Here is a 24,050-nt window from a genome sequence, read left to right as displayed (position 1 = left end):
GACGATGAGCGATAAGCAAATCGCCGGGCTTGCCGGTCGAATTATCCATGACGAAATCGTGCCTGCCCGCGCCCCATGGATCCATGAGGTGAAGGCCGGTCAAACCCTGCGCATCGTCGACCTTGAGGGCAACCAGGCGGTCGACTTCCTCATGTATGCGGTCCAGGACGACACAGAGCGTTACAGCGCGCAGGATACTCTAGCTGCCCAGCGCAATATCTTCCTGCGCAAGGGTGCGGTCCTGCTTTCCAATGAAGCGCGTCCGATGATGACTATCACGGATACCAATGTCGATTATCACGACACGATTGGCGGTGCCTGCTCCTGCGAGTCAAACACGCTTCGATATGGCCACCATACCAAGTCCCATCATTCCTGTGTCGACAACTTCCTCGATGCCAATGCAAGTGCGGGTCGAAACAAGCGAGACATGGTATCAAACATTAACTTCTTCATGAATGTGCCAGTAGAAGCAGATGGCACGCTCGGTATCGTTGACGGAATTTCCGCGCCCGGTCTCATGGTCGATTTGCGCGCCGAGATGGACGTAGTCGTCGTCGTTTCCAACTGCCCCCAGATCAATAACCCCTGCAACGGCTTCAACCCCACGCCCGTTCGAATGGTGGTGGCCGGGTAATGTTTGCGAAGGTTCTCATAGCCAATCGGGGTGCCATTGCCTGCCGCATCATCCGTACACTTCGGAAGATGGGGGTGAGTTCTGTCGCCGTTTTCAGTGACGCCGATGCTGGATCGCTGCACGTTGCGGAGGCTGACGAGGCGGTCCGCATCGGGCCCGCGCCTGCGGTTGAAAGCTATCTTGATGTTGACGCGATCCTGGACGCAGCCAAGGCGACCGGCGCTGAAGCCATTCATCCCGGATATGGCTTTCTCTCCGAAAACGCAGAATTCGCGGAAAAGTGCGCGGCAGCTGGAATCGCCTTCGTCGGCCCCACGCCGGACAATATGCGGGTCTTTGGGCTCAAGCATACCGCGCGCGCGCTTGCGGCGGCCCACGGCGTGCCGCTTGCTCCCGGCACCGATCTTCTTGCCGATGAACAAGAGGCGCTTCGGCAGGCGGAAAGCATTGGCTATCCCGTTATCCTGAAGGCAACCGCGGGCGGCGGCGGCATCGGCATGAAGATTTGCCACGGCCCTGATGACGTGCGGGCCGACTTTGCCGTCGTTGCGCGCCTGGGCAGCGGGAATTTCGGCGATGGTGGCGTGTTCCTGGAGCGCTATGTCGCCAGGGCCCGCCACATCGAGGTGCAGGTCTTCGGAGACGGTCAAGGGCGCGTGGTAGCCTTGGGTGAGCGCGACTGCTCGCTGCAGCGCCGTAACCAGAAAGTGCTGGAAGAAACACCTGCCCCGCTCCTTCCTGCCGCAACCCGCGCGGCGCTTATGGACTGCGCGGTTCGTCTGACGACAGGCGCGAAATACCGCTCTGCTGGCACGGTCGAGTTCCTGTATGACTCGGAGCGCGACGACTTCTTCTTTCTGGAGGTGAACACCCGGCTGCAGGTCGAGCACGGGGTGACCGAGCAGGTCACGGGCGTCGATCTCGTGGAGTGGATGATACGCGGTGCGGCCGGCGATTTCGGGTTTCTGGATGGTTTCGTCAGCCAGCCGAAAGGCGCTGCCATCCAGGCGCGCTTGTACGCTGAAGATCCGGCGCTGGACTATCGCCCCAGTTCCGGCCGCTTGATCCACGTCGATTTCCCCTCCGGTCCCCGTGTAGATGGCTGGGTCGAAAGCGGTACGGATGTTTCGGCCTGGTATGATCCCCTGTTGGCCAAGCTGATTGTCACCGCTCCAACCCGGGAGGCGGCGGTCACCGCGATGCAGGAGGCGCTGGACGGCACCCGGCTCGCGGGCATTGAGACCAATGTCGACTGGCTGCGGACGGTTGTGCGATCGGAGCCGTTCGTGACCGGCAATGTGTCGACGCGAGCGCTGGCAGAGATTGGATATACCCCCCGCACAATCCGCGTACTTTCAGCGGGCGCATCTACCACCGTACAGGATTATCCCGGCCGGGTCGGCTTATGGAACGTGGGCGTTCCACCATCCGGGCCGATGGATGCTCTTGCCTTTCGTCTGGGGAATAGGTTGCTCGGCAATGCCGAGGGTGCGGCCGGGCTGGAAATGACCGCGGCAGGCCCGACGCTCGAATTTAACACGGCGGCGCGCCTGTGCCTGACGGGCGCAGATTTTGGCGCGTCGCTCGATGGCCGGCCCCTGGCTTGCTACACCCCGTTCGATGCCAAGCCGGGACAGGTCCTCAAGGTGGGACGTGTCAGCGGCGATGGTATGCGCGGCTATATCCTCGTCGAGGGTGGCATAGAAGCGCCCGATTATCTGGGCAGTCGCAGCACCTTCACTCTGGGGGAGTTCGGCGGGCACGCAGGCCGAGCTGTGATGACCGGCGATACACTTCATATAAACCGGGCGGAGGCGTGCACGGGTAAGAAGGTGGAAGCCCTATCGCCGTCGGATCGACCCGAGATTGCTTCTGAATGGACGCTCCGCGTGCTTTACGGCCCGCATGGCGCGCCCGACTTCTTCACTACCGCCGATATCGCAATGCTTCGCAGCGCACAGTGGAAGGTGCACTACAACTCCAATCGTACCGGAGTCCGTCTGGTCGGCCCCAAGCCTGAATGGGCACGGCGGGACGGCGGCGAGGCGGGATTGCACCCCTCCAACATCCATGACAACGCCTATGCTGTCGGGGCGATCGACTTCACCGGCGATATGCCGATCATCCTTGGTCCCGACGGTCCCTCGCTCGGAGGATTCGTATGCCCCTTCGTGGTGGCGCAGGCAGATCTCTGGAAGGTTGGCCAGCTTGCGCCCGGCGACAGCGTGCGCTTCCTGCCTGTCGATAACGATATGGCTGTCGCCGCTGAGCAGGCGCAGGACAGCTTCATCGCCAAGCTCTCCAGTCCGCCACCGGAGGCGAAGCTGGGGGAGGACGAAGACCTCGGCTCACCGATCCTGCGCGCGATTCCCAGCCAGGGTGTCCGCCCGGCGGTCACATATCGTCAGCAGGGTGACCGTAATCTGCTGGTCGAATATGGTCCGATCGTTCTCGATCTTGAGCTGCGCCTGCGTGTCCACGCACTGATGCTTGAAATCGACAAGCTGGCCTTGCCCGGCGTCATCGAGGTAACGCCCGGCATCCGTTCGCTTCAGGTGCATTACGACAGTCGGCTCCTGCCGCAGTCGGCGTTGATCGAAGCGCTGTCTGAGGCCGAAGAGCGGCTGGGCGGCCTGGACGATTTCGAGATTCCCTCGCGCGTTGTGCACCTGCCGTTGTCTTGGAAAGATCCGGCGATCTACGAGACGATCAACAAATATATGGCTTCGGTGCGCGATGATGCGCCATGGTGCCCGGACAATATCGAGTTCATTCGCCGTGTTAACGGTCTCGAGAGCATCGAGGACGTTAAACGCATTGTGTTCGATGCCGAATATCTCGTTATGGGACTCGGTGACGTCTATCTGGGCGCTCCGGTAGCGACACCGGTAGATCCCAGGCACCGGCTCGTTACCACTAAATACAATCCGGCCCGCACGTGGACCCCGCCAAATGTCGTCGGCATCGGCGGCGCATATATGTGTATCTACGGGATGGAGGGGCCGGGCGGTTATCAGCTTTTCGGTCGAACCATCCAGGTGTGGAACAGCTGGCGACAGACCGAGATGTTCCGCGAAGGCAAGCCCTGGTTGCTGCGCTTCTTCGACCGCATTCGCTTCTTCCCGGTGAGCCATTCGGAATTGACCGAATGGAGACGGGAATTCCCGCTTGGCCGCCGTTCCATCCGGATTGACGAGGAGGTGTTCCGTCTTTCTGAATATCGGGCCTTCATGGCGGAAAATGCCGACAGCATAGCGGCATTCGAGAGCCGCAGGCAGGCAGCGTTTGGCGAAGAACGGGCGCAGTGGGAGCGGGATGGTGAATTCAACCGCGTCGCTGCCTTGGCTGAAGAGTCCGGCAGCGACGAGGACACCGTCACCATCGAGTTGCCGGCCGGTTGTGAGCTGGTCGAGGCGCCTTTTGGCGGCAGTCTCTGGAAGTTGCTCGCAGACGAGGGATCACACGTCGAGGCAGGGGATTCGATCGCAATCATCGAGGCAATGAAGATGGAGTCCCATATAACGACTCCGATCAGCGGCATAGTGCGGCGCATCTACGTCGAGGAGCGGCAGTCGATCAGCCCAGGCGGCGCCATTCTTGCGGTTGAGGTGCCATGATGGATAGTCGGCCCGACGCGAACGCGATCGCAGCGGCGGTGAGCGCCGGCAAGGTTACCGCAGTCACCGTGGCCCGTCAGGCTCTGGCGCGGATTGCCGACTATGACCCGGTACAGCCGGCAATCTGGATCACGCGGTGCAGCGAGGAAGACGTACTCGCTGCCGCTGCCCGCGTGGATGCACGCGTTGCTGCAGGGGAGGCGCTTCCGCTTGCCGGAGTTCCATTCGCGATCAAGGACAACATCGACCTGGCCGATGTGCTGACGACGGCAGGTTGCCCCAGGTTCGCTTACACCCCGCAGCGCTCTGCCACGGTGGTCGAGCGTCTCATTGCCGCGGGAGCGATTCCCATGGGCAAGACGAATCTTGACCAGTTCGCCACTGGGCTCAATGGTACGCGCAGCCCGTTCGGCGCCCCTGTCTGTGTATTCAACCGCGCCTATGTGAGCGGCGGCTCCAGTTCCGGCTCTTCGGTCGCAGTGGCGGCGGGTCTGGTGGCCTTTGCTCTCGGGACCGACACGGCAGGCTCGGGAAGAGTGCCGGCCGCGTTCAACGGCCTCGTCGGCATGAAGCCTACCAAGGGGCGCTGGAGCACGGCCGGGCTCGTTCCCGCATGCCGATCGCTCGACTGCATAACCGTATTTTCCCGCACGATCGACGATTCCCGATTAATCGACCGCATCGTTGCGGGTGAGGACCCCGCAGATGGATTTTCACGGGCGCTGGTCGATCGTTCCGCAGGCGTCCGCAGGATCGGCGTGCCTTTACCCGAGCAGCGTGTCTTTCTCGGAGATGCGGCGTCCGAACATCTCTACACCCAGTCACTGGAAGCGCTCGCCCGAACAGGTGCGGAGCTCGTCGAAGTCGACATCGATCCCCTCAATGAGGCAGCGCTTCTGCTTTATAACGGGCCTTGGGTCGCCGAGCGCGCGGCTGCAGCAGGCTCATTCCTCATCGACCATGCAGATGCAATCGATCCGACGGTCCGGCTTATTCTCGAGCAGGGGCTGACGGTCAGCGGCATAGATGTTTTTCGTGGACAGTATCGCCTTGCCGAGCTCTCCCGAATTGCAAATATCATGTGGCAGCAGGTGGATGCGCTTGCATTGCCCACCGCACCGACGATCTACAGGACGGCCGAGATGCTGGCTGAGCCTATAGCTCTGAACAGCAACCTTGGCCTTTATACCAATTTCGTGAACCTGCTCGACATGGCCGCCTTGGCCCTCCCGGCGGGTTACCGGGATAATCGCACCGGTTTTGGCATATCGCTCATCGGGCCGGCCTGGACCGACAACGCACTGATGGACCTGGGCGCTGCCTATCTGGAGGCCGCCGCGCTTCCACACCCGCCGTCACTTGATTTGGGGGAGCGAATGGAGACCGTGAAACTCGCCGTCGTGGGAGCGCATCTGGAAGGCATGCCGCTTCATTGGCAACTTACATCCCGCAACGCTCGTGCGATCGAAGCCACAACGACAGCGCCGACTTATCGCCTCTTTGCGATGGCTGACAGTGTGCCGCCCAAACCTGCGCTGGCGTATTCCGCAGACGGAGCCGCTATCGCGGTGGAGGTGTACGAATTGGATGTCGCCGCTTTTGGCAGCTTTGTCGCCGAGGTTCCTCCTCCCCTTGCAATCGGCTCTGTCATTCTCGCGGATGGGAGCAGCGTGAAGGGCTTTGTCGCAGAACCGCGGGCTATTGTCGGCGCGCGCGACATCACCGGATTTGGCGGCTGGCGGGCCTATGTGGCTGCAGGCGCAACGATTGATCCTGTACCTGGTCGAACGGCCTGCGCCGATGAATGACAACAGCAGTAGAAAACCAGAAGATCGCCGCCCGATGACTTAAAAATATTCATTTTAAACAATGAATACACTATTTCAAAATTAGACTTTAAATATATTTACGTGGTGATCATTTATTAAGACAATATAATATCCATTCAACAAAGCGGGGTAAGTATCATGAGGAATACGACACTGAAATTTCGGTTACTTTTAACCGTCGCTTTTGCCGGATTGCCGACCGTTGCGATCGCTCAGGCCTCACCAGTGCCCGGCCAGTCGAGTGCGGATTCTGAACAAGTGTTCGGTGAAGGGGATATCGTCGTAACAGCGAACCGACGCGAACAATCCCTCCGCGATGTTCCGCTCGCAATTTCGGCCTTCAGTCAGGAAAGTCTGGATCAGCGCCAAATTCGAGGTGTCGGGGACCTGTCGAAGATTACGCCTGGGCTGACTTTCGCACCTGGTTATGGCGACACCACCCAGATTTCGATTCGCGGAATCTCGTCCATCGTGGGTGCCGGTACTACCGGCATCTACATTGATGATACGCCTTTGCAGGTGCGTGCACTCGGTGCCGGCACTGTATCGACGAACGCCTATCCGGCTCTGTTCGACTTGGCTCGTGTCGAGGTGTTGCGCGGACCCCAGGGTACGTTGTTCGGCGCCGGGTCCGAAGGCGGGACAGTTCGCTTTATCACTCCCGAGCCGGGTCTGTCCTCGTATAGCGTCTACAGCCGGGCGGAAGTAGCGACGACCAAGAACGGGGATCCGAGTTTCGAAGGCGGCGCTGCGGTTGGTGGTCCGATCATCGCGGACCGCCTCGGCTTCAGGGTAAGCGCGGATTATCGACGGGACGGCGGCTGGATCGATCGGGTCGACCGCGATACAGGCGCAGTGCTGGATAATAACGCAAATAGCGTCGGAACCCTTGGCTTGCGGGGCGCACTCAAGGCCGTAGTGACGGACAGGCTGATCGTAACGCCTTCGATCTACTACCAGCGGACGAGCGCGCGAGACACCAACATGTACTGGCGACATTTGTCTGATCCGTCAGCCACCGACTTTAACAATGGCAAGGCGCTTCGTCAGCCGACCCTGGACAAATATACACTGTACAGCTTTGCTGCTTCTTACGACCTTGATAGCGTATTGGTAATATCGAACACATCGTATTTTGACAGGGTCGCGACGAAGAATCAGGATTTTACTGAAGATGTTCCCTACCTCCTCGGTGAAGACTGGCGGGCAGGCTATGATAACAATGCGCTATCCGATGTGTCGTTGAAAAATAGCCAGAAGACCTTTACGCAGGAGTTTCGTCTACAGTCACAGGGAACCGGAAAGCTCAAATGGGTCGCGGGCCTGTTTTATCAAAGCGCGAAGCAGACCGCGGATCAATTTGTGCCAGAGCCCAACGGGGACGCCTTGTTCAACGCGCTCTTTGGCGCCGACGTTGAAGGCGTTCTCGGTTTGCCGCTCTTGCAGCCGGGCGATCTGATCTATTACGGGCTCGACAAATCCAAGGACCAGCAGATCGCGGCATTCGGCCAGGTGGACTACAAGTTGACGGACAAGCTTTCTGTCACTGCTGGCATCCGTCTGGCAAAGACGAAGTTCTCTTCCTCGAACGAGCAAGGCGGTCCCTTCAACGGGGGCATGACCACGGCCGCGGCGAAACAGTCAGAGAAGCCCGTGACGCCCAAATTCGGGCTGGAATACAAGCCGAATGCCGATCTTCTCCTGTATGCTTCCGCGGCGAAGGGGTACAGGATCGGAGGGGGTAACAATCCCGTGCCGGCCACGACTTGCCAGAGCGACCTGAATTCCCTGGGCTTGACCGCCGCTCCCGGCTCGTATGGCTCCGATAGCGTCTGGAGCTATGAAGTTGGCGCCAAGGGCAGCCTTGCGGATCGCTTGATACGCTTTGAAACCAGTGCGTACTACATCGACTGGACGAACATTCAGTCTTCAGTCTCTCTCTCTTGTGGTTTTTCGTTCGTCGCCAACCTGGGGACAGCGGTCAGCAAGGGGGCGGATGCGCACATCACCCTTGCGCCAGCCACGGGACTCACGCTGGATGTCAGCGCTGGATATACAGACGCGCACTTTACCAAGGACGTACAGGGCGCAGCCGGCAGCAGTCGTCCGCTTGTGACGAAGGGCGATGTTCTTCCGGTGCCGGAGTGGACGGTATCTCTCGCACTCGACTACGAACATCCGATTTCATCAGGCGGCGCCTCAGCTTACGGCCATGCGGAGTATAATTACAATGCAGGTTACGATTTGAGTACTCCGTTCACCTATTCGGTAGATCCGGATAACAATCTCGTCGATTCAAACAATATTGTTAATTTTAGAGCTGGAATTAGAGCTGGTAGTTTCGATATTTCGGCATTTGTTAACAACCTGACGAACTCTCATCCTAGGACCTCTATTAGTCGCCCAGGGCAGCAAGATCTGTTTTTCGAAACTACGATACGCCCTCGTACTATAGGTATGAATCTAACCTACCGATACTGAGAACTATAATAAATGGAATGCTTCGGCCTTGACCCAATAATCGAGGCCGAAGCATCCTGAGGGGAGTTCGCCGTGAACGGACTAATGCAGAACTGGCCGCTGACGCTGGACAAAATTCTCGATCACGCGAGCAACTGGCACGGCGATGCGGAGATAGTCGCGAGAAAGACTGACAGGTCGATTGAGCGTACAAACTACCGTTCGGTGCATCGCCGGGCCAAGATGCTTTCAAACGCCCTGCGGGAAATGGGCGTACGCCAGGGGGACCGGGTGGCAACTCTGGCCTGGAATACGCCGCTACATCTGGAGACCTGGTTCGGAACGATGGGCATCGGTGCGATTTGCCACACCCTGAATCCACGGCACTCGATCGATCAGCTCAGCTACATAATCGATCACGCCGGCGACAAGATCATTTTCGTCGATCCGCAGTTCCTTCCTATCCTGGATGCGAACCGGGAACGTTTCCCGTCAGTGGAGAAACTTGTCCTCATGTGTAATTCCGCGGAAATAGGCGGAGACATGCGCGGAGCGATTTGCTTCGAGGATATTCTGGCTCATCAGGCAGACGATTGTGTTTGGGGAGGCTTCGACGAAAATACAGCGAGCAGCCTGTGCTACACATCCGGTACTTCCGGAAAGCCGAAGGGAGTGCTCTATTCTCACCGATCAAACTTCCTTCATTCCCTTGTGACGATGTCCCCGGACGTCATGAACCTGTCTTCACGGGATGTTGTCCTGCCGATCGTTCCAATGTTTCATGCAAATGCATGGGGGCTAGCCTTTTCCTGCCCTGCGGTTGGCGCGAAGATCGTCATGCCGGGGCCGCACCTGGATGGCGCTTCGGTGTATGAACTGCTGGAGGCCGAAGGTGTGACCTTCTCCGCGGCTGTCCCGACCGTGTGGCAAATGCTCTTGTCCCATCTGCAGGAAAGCGGAAAGAAGCTCTCCACCCTGAAGCGGGTCGTCATCGGCGGTGCGGCGGTTCCGGATGCGATGATCCGCACCTTTCAGGACGAATATGGCGTGGACGTCATGCACGCATGGGGAATGACCGAGGTTTCGCCTCTCGGAACGCTGTCTTCTCCCAAAGGACAGTTAGGCGAAATGTCCAGCGAGCAGCAAATGCGTTACAAAGTCAAACAGGGCCGGGCCCCTGTGTGTTTCGACATGAAAATTGTTGACGACACGGGCAAGCGCCTGCCCCACGACGGCACCACATGTGGGCGGCTGATGGTCAAAGGGCCCTATGTGGCGAGTGATTATTTCGGCGCAGGTCAGGAAGACCTGCTCGATGGCGAAGGCTTTTTCGATACCGGCGATATCGCGACGATCGATGCGGATGGCTTCATGCAGATCACCGACCGCGCGAAGGATGTCATAAAATCCGGCGGTGAATGGATAAGCTCGGTCGAGATTGAGAACGTTGCCGCAGGACATCCCAAGGCCGCATCGGCTGCGGTGATCGGTGTCCCTCATCCGAAGTGGAACGAGCGGCCCATCCTGATTGTGAAGCTGAAGAGTGCAGGGGCAGGCACCAAGGAGGAGTTTCTGCAATTTCTGCAGGGCAGGGTGCCGAAATGGTGGCTTCCGGATGATGTGATATTTGTGGAGGACATACCCCTCGGGTCCACGGGGAAGATCGACAAGAATCTTCTGCGTGAGCAAATTCTCTCTCGGCGGCCATAGATCATATTTATGGTACGGGACAAGTATTCGCGTCTAGCGCGACAACCTGCCCTTGATAGATTTCTGGATAACATGCGGCCTGCGCCAGCGAGGGCATTGCCAGGCTGATGATCCTGAAATCAGTCAATTGATGGAAACCGCAAACAATGACCTGTCGTTCGGTAATCAATCATAGGTTCGATACAGACCGCGATGGTCGCGGCGACAGATATCGTTGGACAAAGGCAGCAAGGCGATTTGTCCTCGCGCTGTGCGGATTGGCCATGACCCTGTGTTCCGTCAATGTTGCCAATGCCCGTGATATTACCGAAGCCGAAACCGTCCGGGATATCGGCTATGTCACGATGGCGGACGGTACCCGCATTGCATACATCGCCTACCATCCAAGATCTGGGCGCATCCCCAGCGTCTTTGTGTATTCACCCTATACGGCTAGTGCGTCCTCCTTCGAGGATGCCAAACCGTTTCTCGACGCCGGCTATGCCTATGTGGCCGCCGATATGACTGCCACCGGTTGCTCGGAAGGCATCGTCGAGCATTGGATATCGCATACCGAAGGCAAGCATGGCGCCGGGGTTATTGAATGGATCGCGAAGCAACCTTGGAGCGACGGCAAGGTGGGGATGATCGGCAATTCGGCGGCAGGGAGCAGCCAGCTGTGGGTTGCGGCGGAGCGGCCGCCGCATTTGCGGGCGATCGTACCGGCAGGGGTCTCGGACGATTATCGTCATGCCGCATATCAGGGTGGCATATTGACGCCCGGCATCATTCAGTGGGCCTTCGACACGCAATATCGGACTCCATCGCGGGGAATTGCATGGCGGATTGAACATGGCGACAGCTATTGTGGCGAAATCCGCAGCAATGGTCGGCTGATTGTTAAGCACCCGTTGGTCGATGAGATTCGCAAGCATCCCTTGCAGGACGAATGGTGGGACTCGGTCACGCCCGCGAGTCCGGGTGTCGCGGGCAGGATTAACGTCCCGACCATGATCATTACCATGACCCAGGATGAAGTCGGGGCCGGGGCGGCGGAAAGCCTGGAAATATTCAATCAGCAGATGGCTGGCTTGAAGAACAAGAAGCTGATCATGATGAACGGGAGCCACGGGTCGGCGAGCCTTGGCGCGGAGGGCTATGGCTTGGTCGATGCCGAGCGAATGCGTTTCCTCGATCGTTGGGTGAAAGGCATCAGGAACGGGGTCGATGCCGAGCCGCCTGTCACCGTCTATTGGGATGTGCGCGTGCCCAACGGCGATGCCAGGAAGGCCGAGGCTGGTTGGGTTACCCGCCATGATGCTTGGCCCGACCCGGCGGTTGAACGCATGCGCTATTACTTGACGCCGGACGGCGGAATATCCCCCGACAAGCCGGGTGTGAAAGCCGACAATGGCGCGCGGCTCTATTTATATCCGACCGGCAGCGAAATGGTCTACGACAACCAGGCATTCGCTCTTCAGCCAAATGCGGCGGGCGTCCTGAATTACCGGACGGAACCAATGGCAGCGGATATGACGTTGCTGGGGAACCCCTCGATCACATTCTACATAAGTATCGACAATGGGGACGACACCGATCTTCAGCTAATACTTACTGACGTCGATCCCGACGGCAAGGTGCTGTATCTTCAGTCCGGCCTTCGGCGAGCATCATTTCGGGAGATTGACGCTGAGCGATCTTCCGCTGACGAAGTCGTGGCTGCGTATCGACGGAGCGAAAAGCTGGAGCCGGGGAAAATCTATCAGGTCCAGATGTCCTTGCTCGGTCCAGTCGCGCATGTCGTGCGCAAGGGGCACAGGCTTGGATTGAGCGTAGAGGCCACCAGCGCCACCCTTCGCAAGGCCGCCTCTGGTATCCCGGCGGGCAGCGTTTCCATCAATCGCGTGTTCCATTCGGACAGATATCCGTCCAGCATTGTGCTGCCGATCCTTCCCGGTGTCGGTGCCGGGGCACCCGCACCAGAATGCGGCACATTGCGCAACCAGCCCTGCCGGAAGGAAACGCGGTTCGTTCCGGGCGGACTGTAGAACGATTGTAAGGTTGACGATCTAGCGGGACATCGAGTGTATGAGGTTATAGCCTCTCGCGGAGTGCTTGATCTGGCGTTTTGCCATTGAAGGCACCGTGGCGTGGGTGGCGTGACCTCCCGGCTTTCCCCCAACTGGGATTAGTGCCGGTCCTTCGTTTGACCAACCGGTACAGGGCCATATTTTACCGTTGGAGGGACAAGTGGAGAGCGATTTGATACGCGCCAAACTGGTCGGTAGGCCTCAACGCTCCGCTCAATGTTCCCGATAAGCCTTGGGTGCATGATCATTGCATCATCGATCCTGCTGCGCCGTGCACGAATTGATCACGCCGGAGCGATCATTCGCGAAAGTCTCGACATTGCCACTATCGACCCTGTCGTCCGCTCTTGCTGGTCGTAACGGCCGGGATCACGATTCCGTGATTTCGACGGTGCTGCCTCGGCGAGCGAAGGGGACCATGCGCAGGATTTTCGTGCGGTAGTCGGGCGTAAGCACTGTATCGACGGCCACGAAAGTCGCCATGCCGCTTTCGCGACCGAATTCCACGCGGACGTAGCCTTGGTGCATGTTATCGGTCCAGTCGACTTCGGGAATATGCTCGGCATACGCCTTGTCGAGCGCCATTGCGGTCCCATCGTCGAAGCCGCTCGACACGAAGTCGCCCGGTGATGAAATGCCCGCGGTTCCGAATTCGATGCCTGCCGGGCGGCCGTTTTCGTCGGCCAGCCGATTGACCCAGAAACTGTGGCTGTCTCCGGACAGGAAGACCAGATCGCCGGCCCCGGCGCGGCGCGAAAGCCCGTAAAGACGTTCGCGCGCCCAAGGGTAACCGCCCCAGGCGTCCGTATAGTCCGGAAGTTTGTACTTGCCTTTCCAGGCCAACGCGACGGCCGGGTCGGCTGCGAGCCTGGCGAAATCTTCGGCGGTCTTGGCGAGCGCCAGTCGAGGCGCTGGATCGGGCACGATGCCGAGGGCAGCCACGTCCGGCACTTCGACCCGGCCGATCACCATCGGGCAGCCGATGATCCGCCATGGCCGACCCTCTCGAACCGAGTCCGACAGCGCCGCCTCGAGATCCTGTTCCAGCAGGGGCGACAGGATCGGTCGGTCGGGGGCGCCGAGCACGTCCTTGCGGAATTGCTCCGCCGAGGCCTGATCGACTATGTCCTTGGCATGATCGGTATATTCGATCTGCTTGGCGCGCGCGGTGTGCCGCGTTTCCAGGGTGTGCAGCAGGGCAAGGTCGCCGAAGTCGTAGCGGCGCCAGAACTGCATGCGCTTGCGTCCCGGAGCCGAAAGCCATTCCGGTTCACGCACGGGCATCCATTCGAAATAGGCCTGGATCGATGCGGCGCGGCGCGTGTTCCAGTCGCCTTCGGTGTCAGGTTGGTGGTTCTGCGCGCCGCCGGTCCAGGGGTTGTTAGCGCTTTCGTGGTCATCCCAGCAGGCCAGGAGCGTATGATTGGCATGCATCGCCTGCGAACCCGCATCGGTCTTGTACTGTGCGTGGCGCATCCGGTAATCCGCGAGAGAGACGATCTCGTGCAATGGGGCCTGCACCCGGCCGATCGCCTGCGCGACATCCGCCCCCCAACCGTCCTTGCCGCCATATTCGTAGATGTAGTCGCCGGTGTGGAGGACGAAATCGACATTGCTGTCGCGGGCGATGGCGTCATAGGCATTGAAAAACCCGAAGGCGTAGTTCGAGCATGAAGCCAGGGCGATGCCCAGCCGCTCAAGTCGACCTTGCGGAAGGGTTCGCGCGCGGCCGACAGGCGAAAGGGCATCGCCGAGCCGGAAGCGATAGTAGTGGATGCTTCCCGGCGCGAGACCGTTGGCCAGGACCTTGACCGTGTGGTCGCGGCTGGCATCGGTGCGGAAAACGCCGGTTCCGACCAGCTTTGCGAAGTCCGGCGTGTCGCTGAGTTCCCACGTCACCTCCACCGGTCCGGCAGCGGTCACGCGCGTCCACAGCACCACGCCGGTGGCATCGGGATCTCCGCTCGCCACCCCGTGCCGAAAGGTGGGGTTGCTCGAGACCTCATGGGCGCGAAGGAGTGCTGGCTGGCCCAGCAAGGCCGCGGTGCCGGCAATCCCCGCGAGCAGGGCGCGCCGGGATACGCAGGCCTGGCTGATCTGGCGTTTCATTGTCCCTCGTTCCTCAGAAGTCAGCGGTAACGGTGAAGATCGCCGTACGCGGTGCGCCGATCCATGCGTAGCCGCCGGAAATGCCGCCGAGATAGCGCTCGTCGGTAAGATTGTTGACGGTCAGCGCGAATTCGAGATCCTTGAGGACGTCGCTGAGTCCTTCGCCCTTTACGCTGATGTTGAGGTCGGTGAGGAAATAGTTCTGCGCCACCAGGCTGTTGCCTGAGTCGGCGAACCGGTCGCCGGTGTACTTGCCGGTCAGACCTGCGGTGACCGGGCCGTATGTGTAGGAGCCGGAAAGGACCCACATGTGGCGCGGAATTCCGGCGACGCGATTGCCGGCCAGCCCGTTCAGCATGGCGATAGTCGCGTCGTCCTCGGTGGTGCCGGTGTCGAGGTCACTGATCGAACGGTACTTCGCATCGATGTAGGTATAGGCGCCGTAGAGATTGAGACCTTCGAACGGCGTCACGTTGGCAAGCAGTTCGAAGCCTTCAGAGTCGATGCCGCCAGCGTTGAAGAACTTGCCGTCACCTTCGCCGAGGTAGTCGTTGCCGGCCGAGGAACTGTTCGAGACGAAAAGGACCTGGTTGGAGAACTTGGCCTTGAACCATGTGGCCGATCCGCGGAACCAGCTGCTCTGGTAGCGCAGGCCCGCTTCCCAGTTCTCGGAAGTTTCCGGCTTGAGCTGGGACAGGTCGGCATCGCCGAATTCGAGCACCGCGTCGGTCAGCGCCTTGAAGTTCTCTGCGTAGCCGGCGAACAGGTCGAGTCCGGTCATCGGTTCGATCTGCACACCGCCGGAGAGCAGCACGTCGGACGTCGATTTGAACTTGGTGTCGGGCGTGTCGCCGAAGAGGTCGACCCGGTCGATGTGATTGATGAACTGCTTGGCGCCGAAATTGGCCGTTACCGGTCCGAACTGCACCGTATCCTGGGCATACCACTTGAAGGTGTCCTGCGGATACTTGCGGCTGTACTGGGTCCAGTAGGGTGTTGCTTCGTACGCGGGACCGACCTGCGTGTCGATGACATTGTGCCAGTCGCGCCATTCCTGGCGATGCGTGTCCTCGTACCACATACCGCCACGCAAGGTGTTCTCGAGGGTGCCGAGCTGCCATTTCCATGCCGCATCGCCGGTGAAGCCCAGACGGTCCTTGCGGTAGTGCGTATGGCGATAGGACTGCGCGCCGATGGCCCCTGCCGGATAGCATGCGGGGTCGTAGCTTGCGTCGGTCGTGCCGCGGTAAGGATAAGTCAGCGATCCGGTGCATCCGGCGGTCGGGGTGAGCGAAACTCCGTTGGCATCGACGAAATATATCGTGCCCAGCGGCGAACCGCCGTTGACGGTGCCGATGCCCGAAAGTTCGCTTTCCGGATTGCCAGCGCCGTCTGCGGTAACGTCGACCACGTATTGCGGCACCCAGTCGCCGCGTCCGGCCATGTCGTGATAATAGGCCGAAACACGCAGGTCCAGACTGTCGGCGATGGTCGTTTCCGCCTTCAGATAGCCCAGGAAGTTCTTGCGCAGCGTCGACCATGCGCGGCGATAGGCCTGATCCTGATAGGGGACGCCGGTCCAGTTGGTGGTCAGGCCATCGGTGCTCGGGATATCGACGTATTGGTCGGGAAAGAAGAGCTGGTCGTAGTTGTCTTCGTGGGCGTCGTCGTAGCTGGCATAGCCGGTGATCCTGACCGGCGCATCGATGATGAACTTGCCCGCGAAGTTATCGCGATGATTCTGGGCCGAGCCGCCGATCCAGTCGGTCGCCTCCTGATGCGAATAGGAGAACCAGGCCTTGGCCGCGCCGTTGAGGAAAAGGCCCGTGTCGACACGGCCGTAATAGCGGCTGGCCTCGAAATCGCCTACTGAACCGGATAGCCGCACGCGCATTTCATCGAGCGGATCCGAGGTCACGAAGTTGAGTGTGCCGCCCAGCGCCTCGTTCGAAAGCGAGCCGATGTCGGCAGTGCCCTGCGAAACCTCGACAGTGGCAATGTTCATTGTGTCGATGAAGCGATTGGCCTTGGAGCCGCCGCCGTAGTTCGATCCGCCATTGGGCAATCCGTCGATCGTGATGCCGACCTGCTGCTGGTCGAGATTGGTCTGGAAGCCGCGGATGGAGACCGTTGTCGACCAGTCGTCGAAACCGAAGGCGTCGCCTTCCTGCACCTGGACGCCCGGCAAGGTATCGACCAGATCGAGCACCGATGCGAGCGGCGGCTGCTCTGCAACCATCTGCTCGGTCAGCATCGAATTGTTATAGGTGGTGCGCGTTCCGGTAACGATGATTGCATCGACGTTGGTTTCGCCGGCATCGGCAGCTTCGTCGGCACATGCCGGCGTGGCTGCGGCGATGGCCGCAAGGCTTGCGCCAAGGATGCTCATGTGACGAATGGTCTGGAATTTCATGTCTGTGCCCCCGTAAGAACTTTGCTTGCGGGGCATGTGGTCGCATTTGGTTACAGGCCTCAGTCATTTTGCGGGCAGTTCCATGGCAGATCCATGTCGCGCATATGTCGAAGCACCGTGCGCTTGCGGTTTTCCGGGGGCGCAGGGAAGCGCGAATGCTTCTCAGGACCGGGCCTGGGTATTGATGGCGAGGCTGTTTCGCCAAGAGGTGTGGCAGTACGGCCGCTAGTTTGACAAGTGTGCCGAACCGGACTGCCTTGTCCTGCCGCAAGCGCGGTGCGCTCAATCTGGCCATTGGCGAGGTCATCTGGGATGCCGCTTGGCTAGGGCAATCCCGGCAAGGTTTTGCTCGCGCTTGATCCAACGGATTCTGGCGGGTTTGATCGTTCTGGCCAGGGCCAGGAAAGCCGCTTCATGAATGCCTGCCGGCTGCGCGCTTTGCAGCACAAGGTTGGCGCGGTTCACGATCGCAAGTGCATCGCCAATGAGTTCCACATCGGTCAGGCCCATCGCGCGTGTCAGTTCCAGAGCCTGTATCAGTGCCAGCCATTCGGCATCGCCGTTCGTTCCGTGCCCCAGATCCTCGAACAGATGCGCCCTGCCGCGCAGCACCACGGCGGCCTCTATCCTTCCGGGGTTGGGGCGGCAGCCGCCATCGAAGAAGACTTTCACTCTGCGCCGTGTCATGGCTCATCTCCACCCACTCGTGAGCTCAAGGTCTAGGCGACTGGAGAGAGAGGGAAAATCCCCGTCCCTCAACTGGCTTGAGAATCGGTGATTATCCTGAGGTCAAGGGCAAGTTGAGACGGGACCGCCCTCTTGATCTTCGGGCCGGACAAAGGCGTTTGCCAACCTTGCCCTCGCCTCGAACCAACGCGTTGCAGCCGCCGGGGGAGGGCGGCGTGTGAAACGCTTGCCTTGCGATCCTGCCCGGACCGGTAGCGTCGAGGGTGGCCGTCTCGGTCCGGGCAGGAAGGGGCCGAAGCAATGCGATGCACTACTTCAGCCCATCGGGGGGTGAATCCGAGGGTTATTGCGTATCGCCCATCTTGCTTTCGCTGGGTGCGATTTCGCCGTTGTCATCGATCTTGTTGGCGGCTTCTTCGCCTTGTTCTTCGACCCTGTCGGCCTTGTTTTCGAGCGCTTCTTCCTGCGCTTCGCTGGTCGCATTGTCGGCCATTTCGTCCAGCTGATCCGCGCGGTTCTCCGCCGCATCCTCGACGTTGTCGGCCTTTTCGCTCTGGCATGCAGCCAGAGCCAGAAGCGCGGCCGGTCCTGCCAGATAGATAAACTTTTTCATCATAAGTCTCCCGACGATCAGTCTTGCGTGCTCGACATTGTTGTTTGCAGCAGGATGAGCGCTTTACTCACGGCCCGCATAACACAAGTCGTCGCCACTCTTCGCGTCTTGCAAGGGGAGGTGACGACGACCTAAGCAGGAAACCGTCAATTATCCCAAAGGTTCCGGAACGGTTTTTCTATGTACGAATGGACACTTTTGAACACATTGACTTGATATGCTGAATTTCGACGCTGTAGATACGGGGTTATTTATGTCAGAAGTATCACTTCAACTTATTTGAAGCCCGTCTTACCTCAAGGTCAATGTGTGGTCCGTTTACTCACGCCCCGCCCGTTCCGGCGCGGCGAGGCCGGTTCCGGATGCCCCCGGCACTTCGATGCCTTCGGCCTCGAAGGCCCGCAGGACGCGCAGATTTACGTCGGATTCAAAGGCCTTTTCGAAACGGGTATCGAGGACATAGGCCTTGAGGCGAAATCGAACGCCGACGAGATAGTCGGAAACCCACTGCTTCACGAGGACCGTCACCGGCTTGGCAAGGAAGACAAAGCGGCTGGACAGCGCCGCTTCGTTGACGATCTCGTAAGCGCGATCGATGTCCTGGCCCGGGGCGATATAGAAATCCATCACGACTTGCATGTCGAGGGCCCCGTAATTGCCGGAGGACGTGATCTCGCTCAGGAACTTGCTGTTGGGGATCGTGATCGTGTTGTCGTCAAGTGTCTGCATTCGAACCGAGCGCAGGCCGATAGCCGTGATATCGCCGTATTCGCCGCCGAAAGCGACGCGGTCGCCGACCTGGAACGGTCGGTCGAGCATGACGATGACGCCGGCAATGAACGAAGCGACCAGGTCCTTCATTGCAAAGCCCACGGCAACCGCAATCGTGCCGCCAATGACCGCAAGCGTCGTTTCGTCGAAGCGGAACGAGAGCAGCAGGACGAGCACGGTTGTCGCCACGTAGATGACGAACTGGCCCAGCGTGTTGATCTTCTGCAGCGTCAGGCGACGGGAGGAAAACTCGCTGCCGAAAGCCGAAACGAACCGTGAAAGCAGGCGCAGGAGAGCCCAGGCCCCGCCAATCACGAAGAGCGAGGTTATCGCCCCGCTCCAGCGCACGATGTCCGCCAGCTTACCGATGGTGTCGGCATCGAACTCAGCCTGAGCATGGGCTGCACTCAGGGGCACGGCCAGGCCCGCGACCACAAGCGCGCAGCGTCCAGGCGTCCTCGACATCGTCATTTGATCCCTCGCACAGTCAGATTCTGCCGCAGGAGCAGCCGTGTCACTTCCATCCACCAGTGCAGCGTGATCTGGTACAGTCCCGCGTGGTTCACGATGACGCCCAGAAGCTGCAGGCTGCGAAGCGCGTCGGTGACGACGGAGGTCGACAGGTCGGTGCTTGACTGGATCGAGGCGACGCCGGCCATGTCCATCCGCATGATCGCACGCAGGACGAAGAGCGTAGGCAGGGGAAGGGCGGCCAGCCGATCGACGGCCGGTGCATCGAAGGTGCGCACGACGACTTTCTGGTCCACTCCGTCGACGAACAGCGATTGTCTCCAGTAGTCGAGCGCGATGGCGGGATTTCCGTTCACATATTCCGCAAGCCGGTCGAAGTAGCCGCGCTTCTTGCGTTCCTCTACCGTCAATTCTTCGCCCAGTTCGAAGACGCCGTCGTCGATCATCGCCGAGAAGTCCGGTTCGAGGCCGACTTGAGCGGATCGCCTTTCAATCAATGCGCGCAAGTCGGCTGCCGGCCAGTGCGGCAGTCTTATGACCGCATCGAAAAGAACCCGATCGACCCGTGCGCGCTGCAGGAAGTTCCAGGCATCTTCTCCGATCGTGAAGGCCCAGCGGCAGGTGTCGCCGCTGGCCCTTGCCATGGCGATCAGTGTGTCGATGGCGGCAAGTCCGCCGATCGCGGGGATCACCAGCCGCTGCAGGTCATCGACGGTGATCACGCACGGCGTTTCCTGCATCGCCAGATGCCGCGCCAGCTCATTGGAATCGCCGGGTGGCCGCTGTGTGCCCAGCGCCTCGTGCAAGTCGTCCAGCAGTCCGGCAAGCCCTTCGGGGCCGACCGAGAGGCGCACGACCTTGCCGCTGTTCTCGTGCTTTTCCGAGAGGTCCCGCAGGAACGAGGACTTGCCCAGCCCGCGCTCGCCGACGACGAGGGTGATGGTCCCGGGCATGAGTTCGGGCAAGCCGGTGCCGCCGGGCCGGTCCTTTCCGCTGCGCAATTCCATCGGCAGGCGGTGCGGATCGAGGCACTCGAGAACCTGCGGCGAAGGACGGTGGAAGCGGCCGCTGGCCTTGTCCTCGGCCACTTGCCGGGCGGCCTGGACTCGCGCCCGCTGTTCGAACAGCTCGCGCACAAGCGCCAGGTCGCGCATCCGCCGGGCAATGATCGAACGCAGCCCCCGCAGCAACAGCAGGGCGCCTGCGGCGATCCGTCCCAGCAGTCCGCCCAGTCCGCCCGGATCGTGCGAAACCCAGCCCAGCAGCGAACTGTCGCGCGCCTCGGAACGAGCGAGAGCCACGATGCGGGCGCGCCACCAGTTGGCCAATGTGACAAGGATGGCCGGGACCAGCAGCAGGGCCACCGTGAAGACCCAGTTGTACATGGCGCCCTTGCCGACGCTGGCACTGGTCAGGTTCAGCAGCAGGCCCACGGCCAGCAGGCTGCCGGCTATCAGCCGCAACGAATTCCAGCGCAGCCGGGCGCGCGGATCGTCCTTGCCGCGACCGCGCGCGAGTTGATCGACGAGATTGACGACCAGAACGGTCGTGAGCGACCAGAGCAGGACGATCCAGACGAAGGAGAGGCCGGGTATCTCAAGCCCTTCCGGAAGCAGCCACCAGACCAGAATGGTCAGGATCAGCCAGTCGAGCGGCCTGCGCACCCGGCGCCAGTATTCGAGCAGTCCGACTTGCAGTCCGCTGGCCAATGTGCGCGGGCGCCTGGCCTGTGCTTCGGCCTGGGCGCGCCGCAGGATCGGATCGCCGTGGCGGCGCCACCAGCTGAAGACGAGGGCGATCGCGAAGAGGCGCAGCAATGCAAGCACGAAGGCGGGAGTCGGCTGCTTGAAGGGCTGCGCGATGTGCTGCAGGGTCTGACGCCATGATTGCAGGCTGAAGCGCAGCTCGAGGACGATCTCGGAAATCTCTCGCCGGACCTGCGCAACGCCGTCCGCGCCGAATCCGGTCACTTGCGCGCGGCGGAATGGGCTGAGCGATGACAGGAGTGCGAGACGCTCGCCATTGAGCAGGACCATCGCATCGTGGAGCGCCCGGCGCTTGGCCCACAGTTCATCGGCATAGGTGCTTTGCAACGCGGCCGCGGCGCGCGAAAGTTCGGCCTTCTGCTCGCGAAGTTTCCGGGTCGCGGCCAGCTCCTCGGGCAGTGCCGGATCGAGCGGCTGGGGCACCAAGGTGCGGCTCTGTGCCTCTTCTCCGGTATCCAGCGCCTTGCGCAATTCCTTGCGGATGCGGCTCAATTCGGAAACGAGCTCGCCGTAGATCGCGTCGGCCTGTTCGTCTCGTCCGTCGCCAATCGCGGCCAGCTCCTGGATGCGGCGGCGCCAGCTAAGGGCGGATTCCAGAATGCTGTCCGGTTCCGCCTTGGCTCTGGCAAGCCGCGCGCGAAACGCGGCCTGAATGCTCTTGGTGCGCAGCAGCCGGGCCTGTTCGTTCGCGATCAGGCGCTCCTGCTCGCTGGCGGCATTGAGAGCGGCCTTGGCCGCATCGCTGAGCTGCGACTTGGCAACGTCGAGCAAGGCGTCGGCGCTCGCGATCTCGTCCGCCGTTCCCGAACTTACGCCCGATGCGGCCTCGAGCCGGGCCAGTGTCGAGGGCTGAAGCTGCAACACTTCGGCCTTGGCGGCGGCGACCTGCTGGCGCAGCCAGGCGATCCTGGTTTCGATCGGAGCGTCGGCCTTTGGCTTCGGGCCGGGTGCAGGGGCCTCGCCCGTCAGGGTCGCGAGCTGCGCGCTGTCGATCCGTTCCGATCTGTTGCCCAGCAGTCCAAGCCGCAGAACGGCTGACGGGGCTGGCTTGCCTTCGAGAAAGTCCCTTAGGCCTTTCAGTTCACGCTGGAGTCCGGCAAGCTCCTGCGCCGCCTCCTCGTTGGTTTTCTGCTTGTCGCGGTAGCTGGCCACGCTCTGCTGGTGGGCCTGCAGAAGTTTTTCGCGTTGAGCGGCCGGCAGGCGCAGGAAAGCTGCCTGCGCAAGGGCCAGTTCGGCCTGATCGGCAGAAAGGCCATTCAGGCGCGATGGTTCATCCTTTGCCTGCGCGTAGAAGGCGTTGTCGGTTACCAGCCTGGCGACGGCATGGGCGGCGGGGGCCTGGCTGCTTGTGAGCGAAAAGGAAAACAGCCCGGCGACATCTACATAGGGACCGAGCGATCCGGCCATCAGGTCGCGAATGTGCTGCGCTGCCTTCGCTTCGGCGGATACCGTTTCCGGATTGGCTGGATTGGCAATCTGCACCTGCGCGGCCGCCCCTTCCGGCGCCGCGACGAGGCAGGCGAACAGCCCGATCAGGCATAACTTGATAAGTCGCAGCACCATGTCAGCCCCGGCCCGGCATCCCCCTTGCTGGACACAACAGTCTATCCGAACCGCGGAACAAGCGCATGCCGTGCCGCGGGCGAGGAATTTACACTTGGGTGCTTAGCAAAGCGCAGGAAAATAGCAAAATTCAACCGGCGGCAGCTGCAAGCGGGGGCGCCGGGACTTATCGTGGCCGGGCAATTCTTGCGAGCAGGGCCACCCCATCGATTTGCCGCTTGCACGACACAGAACATACCATCGGCGCTTGGCGCGCGATATCTTATGCTATGTATCCTCGGGCGAGTCCCGCAGCATGGAGGAGAGACCATGGCAACCTATACGCTGAGATATTCGGATGACGGTCGAGGACTGGACAAGAAGATCGAATTTCAGGCAGAGGATGCCAGCGGGGCGTTGATCGTGGCCTATTCCGAAGCGCCCCACCGCAATGCCGAATTGTGGGAAGGCGCGCGCAAGCTCTGCACGATCCGGCGCTATACGACCGAGGTCTGGCGCATCGGCGCCTGACGCCCGAGCAACTTTTCCAAAAAAGAGAACGGTCACCCATGCGTGGCGCGCGGCGAGGAATCGCGGCTTCGTCGGCAGGATGTTCCTGCGGCGATGGTCCGAGGTCCTGTGCCCTGCTCGCTAGCTTGGCAGCACGTCCCGCACGGTGCTCGTTCAATCTCATGCGGGCTTCCTGAGCGTAGCATCTGGCGACTATGCGCAGTGGCAGGGGCATGGACGAAGTGGAGACAAGATCGTGAGTACCTGCCCGACGCGAAACGGCGAGAATGACCTTTCCGGGCTTGAAGCGGGCCGCGAAGCCGAAGTCCTGCGCAAGGATCTGCACCTCGGGCTGCAATTGTGCCGTGCGAACACGTTGTCGCTCACCCGCCTGCAATTGGCGCTCAAAAGTGGGGACAGGCGCAGCACGCTTGAAGCGATCGACAGGCTGCACACGCTCGACACGCAGATCGGCCGACTGGTGCGCCGGTTGCCGGGGCACGCCAACGACGATCCCGATATGCAGGTCCTGTCTCGCCACGTCGACGAACAGAACATGGCAATCGCTTTCGAGAAGCTGGCTCTGGCAAGTGCTGTGAGCGGGCCGAACCTGGTATCGCGCCATCCCTCCTGGAATGGCGGCCGCGAAAGCGCGGACGAATTGCCGGACCTGCCTTATCCCGACGAACCGATGCCGGACCTGCCCGAACATCTGATCGTTGCTGACGACCTGCCTTATCGCAAGTGGCTGGGGATCCTGTTCGGTCTGCTGACTTTCATGGCGATTGCCTTCGCCGCGGTTTTCGCGCTGACCGCCTGACCAGGCACCAGCGCGTAAATCTGATG

At 60.6% G+C, this 24,050-nt stretch carries 14 protein-coding genes; 8 read left to right on the top strand and 6 right to left on the bottom strand.

Annotated features, from left to right (window positions below):
* The first annotated feature begins 4 nt into the window (after window positions 1-4).
* The 6 genes from JI59_RS21645 (at window position 5) to JI59_RS21620 (ending at window position 12,280) form a co-directional block, all read left to right on the top strand.
* Entirely contained in the window at window positions 5-637 is a 633-nt protein-coding gene (locus JI59_RS21645) for an urea amidolyase associated protein UAAP2 (protein WP_039857739.1), read from the top strand.
* Window positions 637-4,254, top strand: a complete 3,618-nt coding sequence (gene uca, locus JI59_RS21640) for an urea carboxylase (RefSeq protein WP_007014221.1) — start codon at window positions 637-639, stop codon at window positions 4,252-4,254. The genes JI59_RS21645 and uca overlap by 1 nt, the downstream gene beginning before the upstream one ends.
* Complete coding sequence (atzF, locus tag JI59_RS21635) at window positions 4,251-6,062, top strand: allophanate hydrolase (RefSeq protein ID WP_007014222.1); 1,812 nt, start codon at window positions 4,251-4,253, stop codon at window positions 6,060-6,062. Before uca ends, atzF begins: the two co-directional genes overlap by 4 nt.
* 159 nt (window positions 6,063-6,221) lie before the next feature.
* A complete protein-coding gene (locus JI59_RS21630; RefSeq protein WP_007014223.1) occupies window positions 6,222-8,564 on the top strand; it encodes a TonB-dependent receptor in 2,343 nt (780 codons plus the stop codon).
* A 72-nt stretch (window positions 8,565-8,636) separates the two neighbouring features.
* Window positions 8,637-10,253, top strand: coding sequence for a long-chain-fatty-acid--CoA ligase (locus JI59_RS21625; RefSeq protein ID WP_039857741.1), 1,617 nt, complete (start codon window positions 8,637-8,639; stop codon window positions 10,251-10,253).
* Window positions 10,254-10,516: 263 nt separating this feature from the next.
* Entirely contained in the window at window positions 10,517-12,280 is a 1,764-nt protein-coding gene (locus tag JI59_RS21620; protein WP_007014226.1) for a CocE/NonD family hydrolase, read from the top strand.
* Between the two features lie 411 nt (window positions 12,281-12,691).
* On the opposite strand, the gene JI59_RS21615 is transcribed toward JI59_RS21620, so the two are convergent.
* The 6 genes from JI59_RS21615 to JI59_RS21590 all read right to left on the bottom strand — a co-directional run bounded on the left by JI59_RS21615 (window position 12,692) and on the right by JI59_RS21590 (window position 22,715).
* On the bottom strand, window positions 12,692-14,431 hold the full coding sequence (locus JI59_RS21615; RefSeq protein ID WP_007014228.1) for an alkaline phosphatase D family protein: 1,740 nt from the start codon (window positions 14,429-14,431) through the stop codon (window positions 12,692-12,694).
* Between the two features lie 13 nt (window positions 14,432-14,444).
* Window positions 14,445-16,844 carry a TonB-dependent receptor domain-containing protein gene (locus JI59_RS21610; protein WP_007014229.1) on the bottom strand — a complete coding sequence of 800 codons (2,400 nt, stop codon included), beginning with the start codon at window positions 16,842-16,844 and terminating at the stop codon, window positions 14,445-14,447.
* Window positions 16,845-17,147: 303 nt separating this feature from the next.
* Window positions 17,148-17,531: a ribonuclease HI gene (locus tag JI59_RS21605; protein ID WP_081474021.1), complete on the bottom strand. Its 384-nt coding sequence runs from the start codon at window positions 17,529-17,531 to the stop codon at window positions 17,148-17,150.
* 343 nt (window positions 17,532-17,874) lie between these two features.
* Complete coding sequence (locus JI59_RS21600) at window positions 17,875-18,144, bottom strand: hypothetical protein (RefSeq protein ID WP_039857827.1); 270 nt, start codon at window positions 18,142-18,144, stop codon at window positions 17,875-17,877.
* Between the two features lie 318 nt (window positions 18,145-18,462).
* Window positions 18,463-19,380: a mechanosensitive ion channel family protein gene (locus JI59_RS21595; protein ID WP_039857743.1), complete on the bottom strand. Its 918-nt coding sequence runs from the start codon at window positions 19,378-19,380 to the stop codon at window positions 18,463-18,465.
* A gap of 2 nt (window positions 19,381-19,382) precedes the next feature.
* A complete protein-coding gene (locus JI59_RS21590) occupies window positions 19,383-22,715 on the bottom strand; it encodes an AAA family ATPase (protein ID WP_007014233.1) in 3,333 nt (1,110 codons plus the stop codon).
* Between the two features lie 309 nt (window positions 22,716-23,024).
* On the opposite strand from JI59_RS21590, the gene JI59_RS21585 reads away from it, so the two are divergent.
* The gene (locus JI59_RS21585; RefSeq protein ID WP_007014234.1) at window positions 23,025-23,225 is read left to right on the top strand and encodes a hypothetical protein; all 201 of its coding nucleotides are present in this window, start codon (window positions 23,025-23,027) and stop codon (window positions 23,223-23,225) included.
* 235 nt (window positions 23,226-23,460) lie between these two features.
* Window positions 23,461-24,024, top strand: coding sequence for a hypothetical protein (locus JI59_RS21580; protein ID WP_138921455.1), 564 nt, complete (start codon window positions 23,461-23,463; stop codon window positions 24,022-24,024).
* Window positions 24,025-24,050 lie beyond the last annotated feature (26 nt).

This window comes from Novosphingobium pentaromativorans US6-1, from assembly GCF_000767465.1.
In the GTDB taxonomy this organism is placed as follows: Bacteria; Pseudomonadota; Alphaproteobacteria; order Sphingomonadales; family Sphingomonadaceae; genus Novosphingobium; species Novosphingobium pentaromativorans.
Note: the sequence above shows the minus strand (reverse complement) of the source record. Positions and strands in the feature narration are given on the sequence as shown.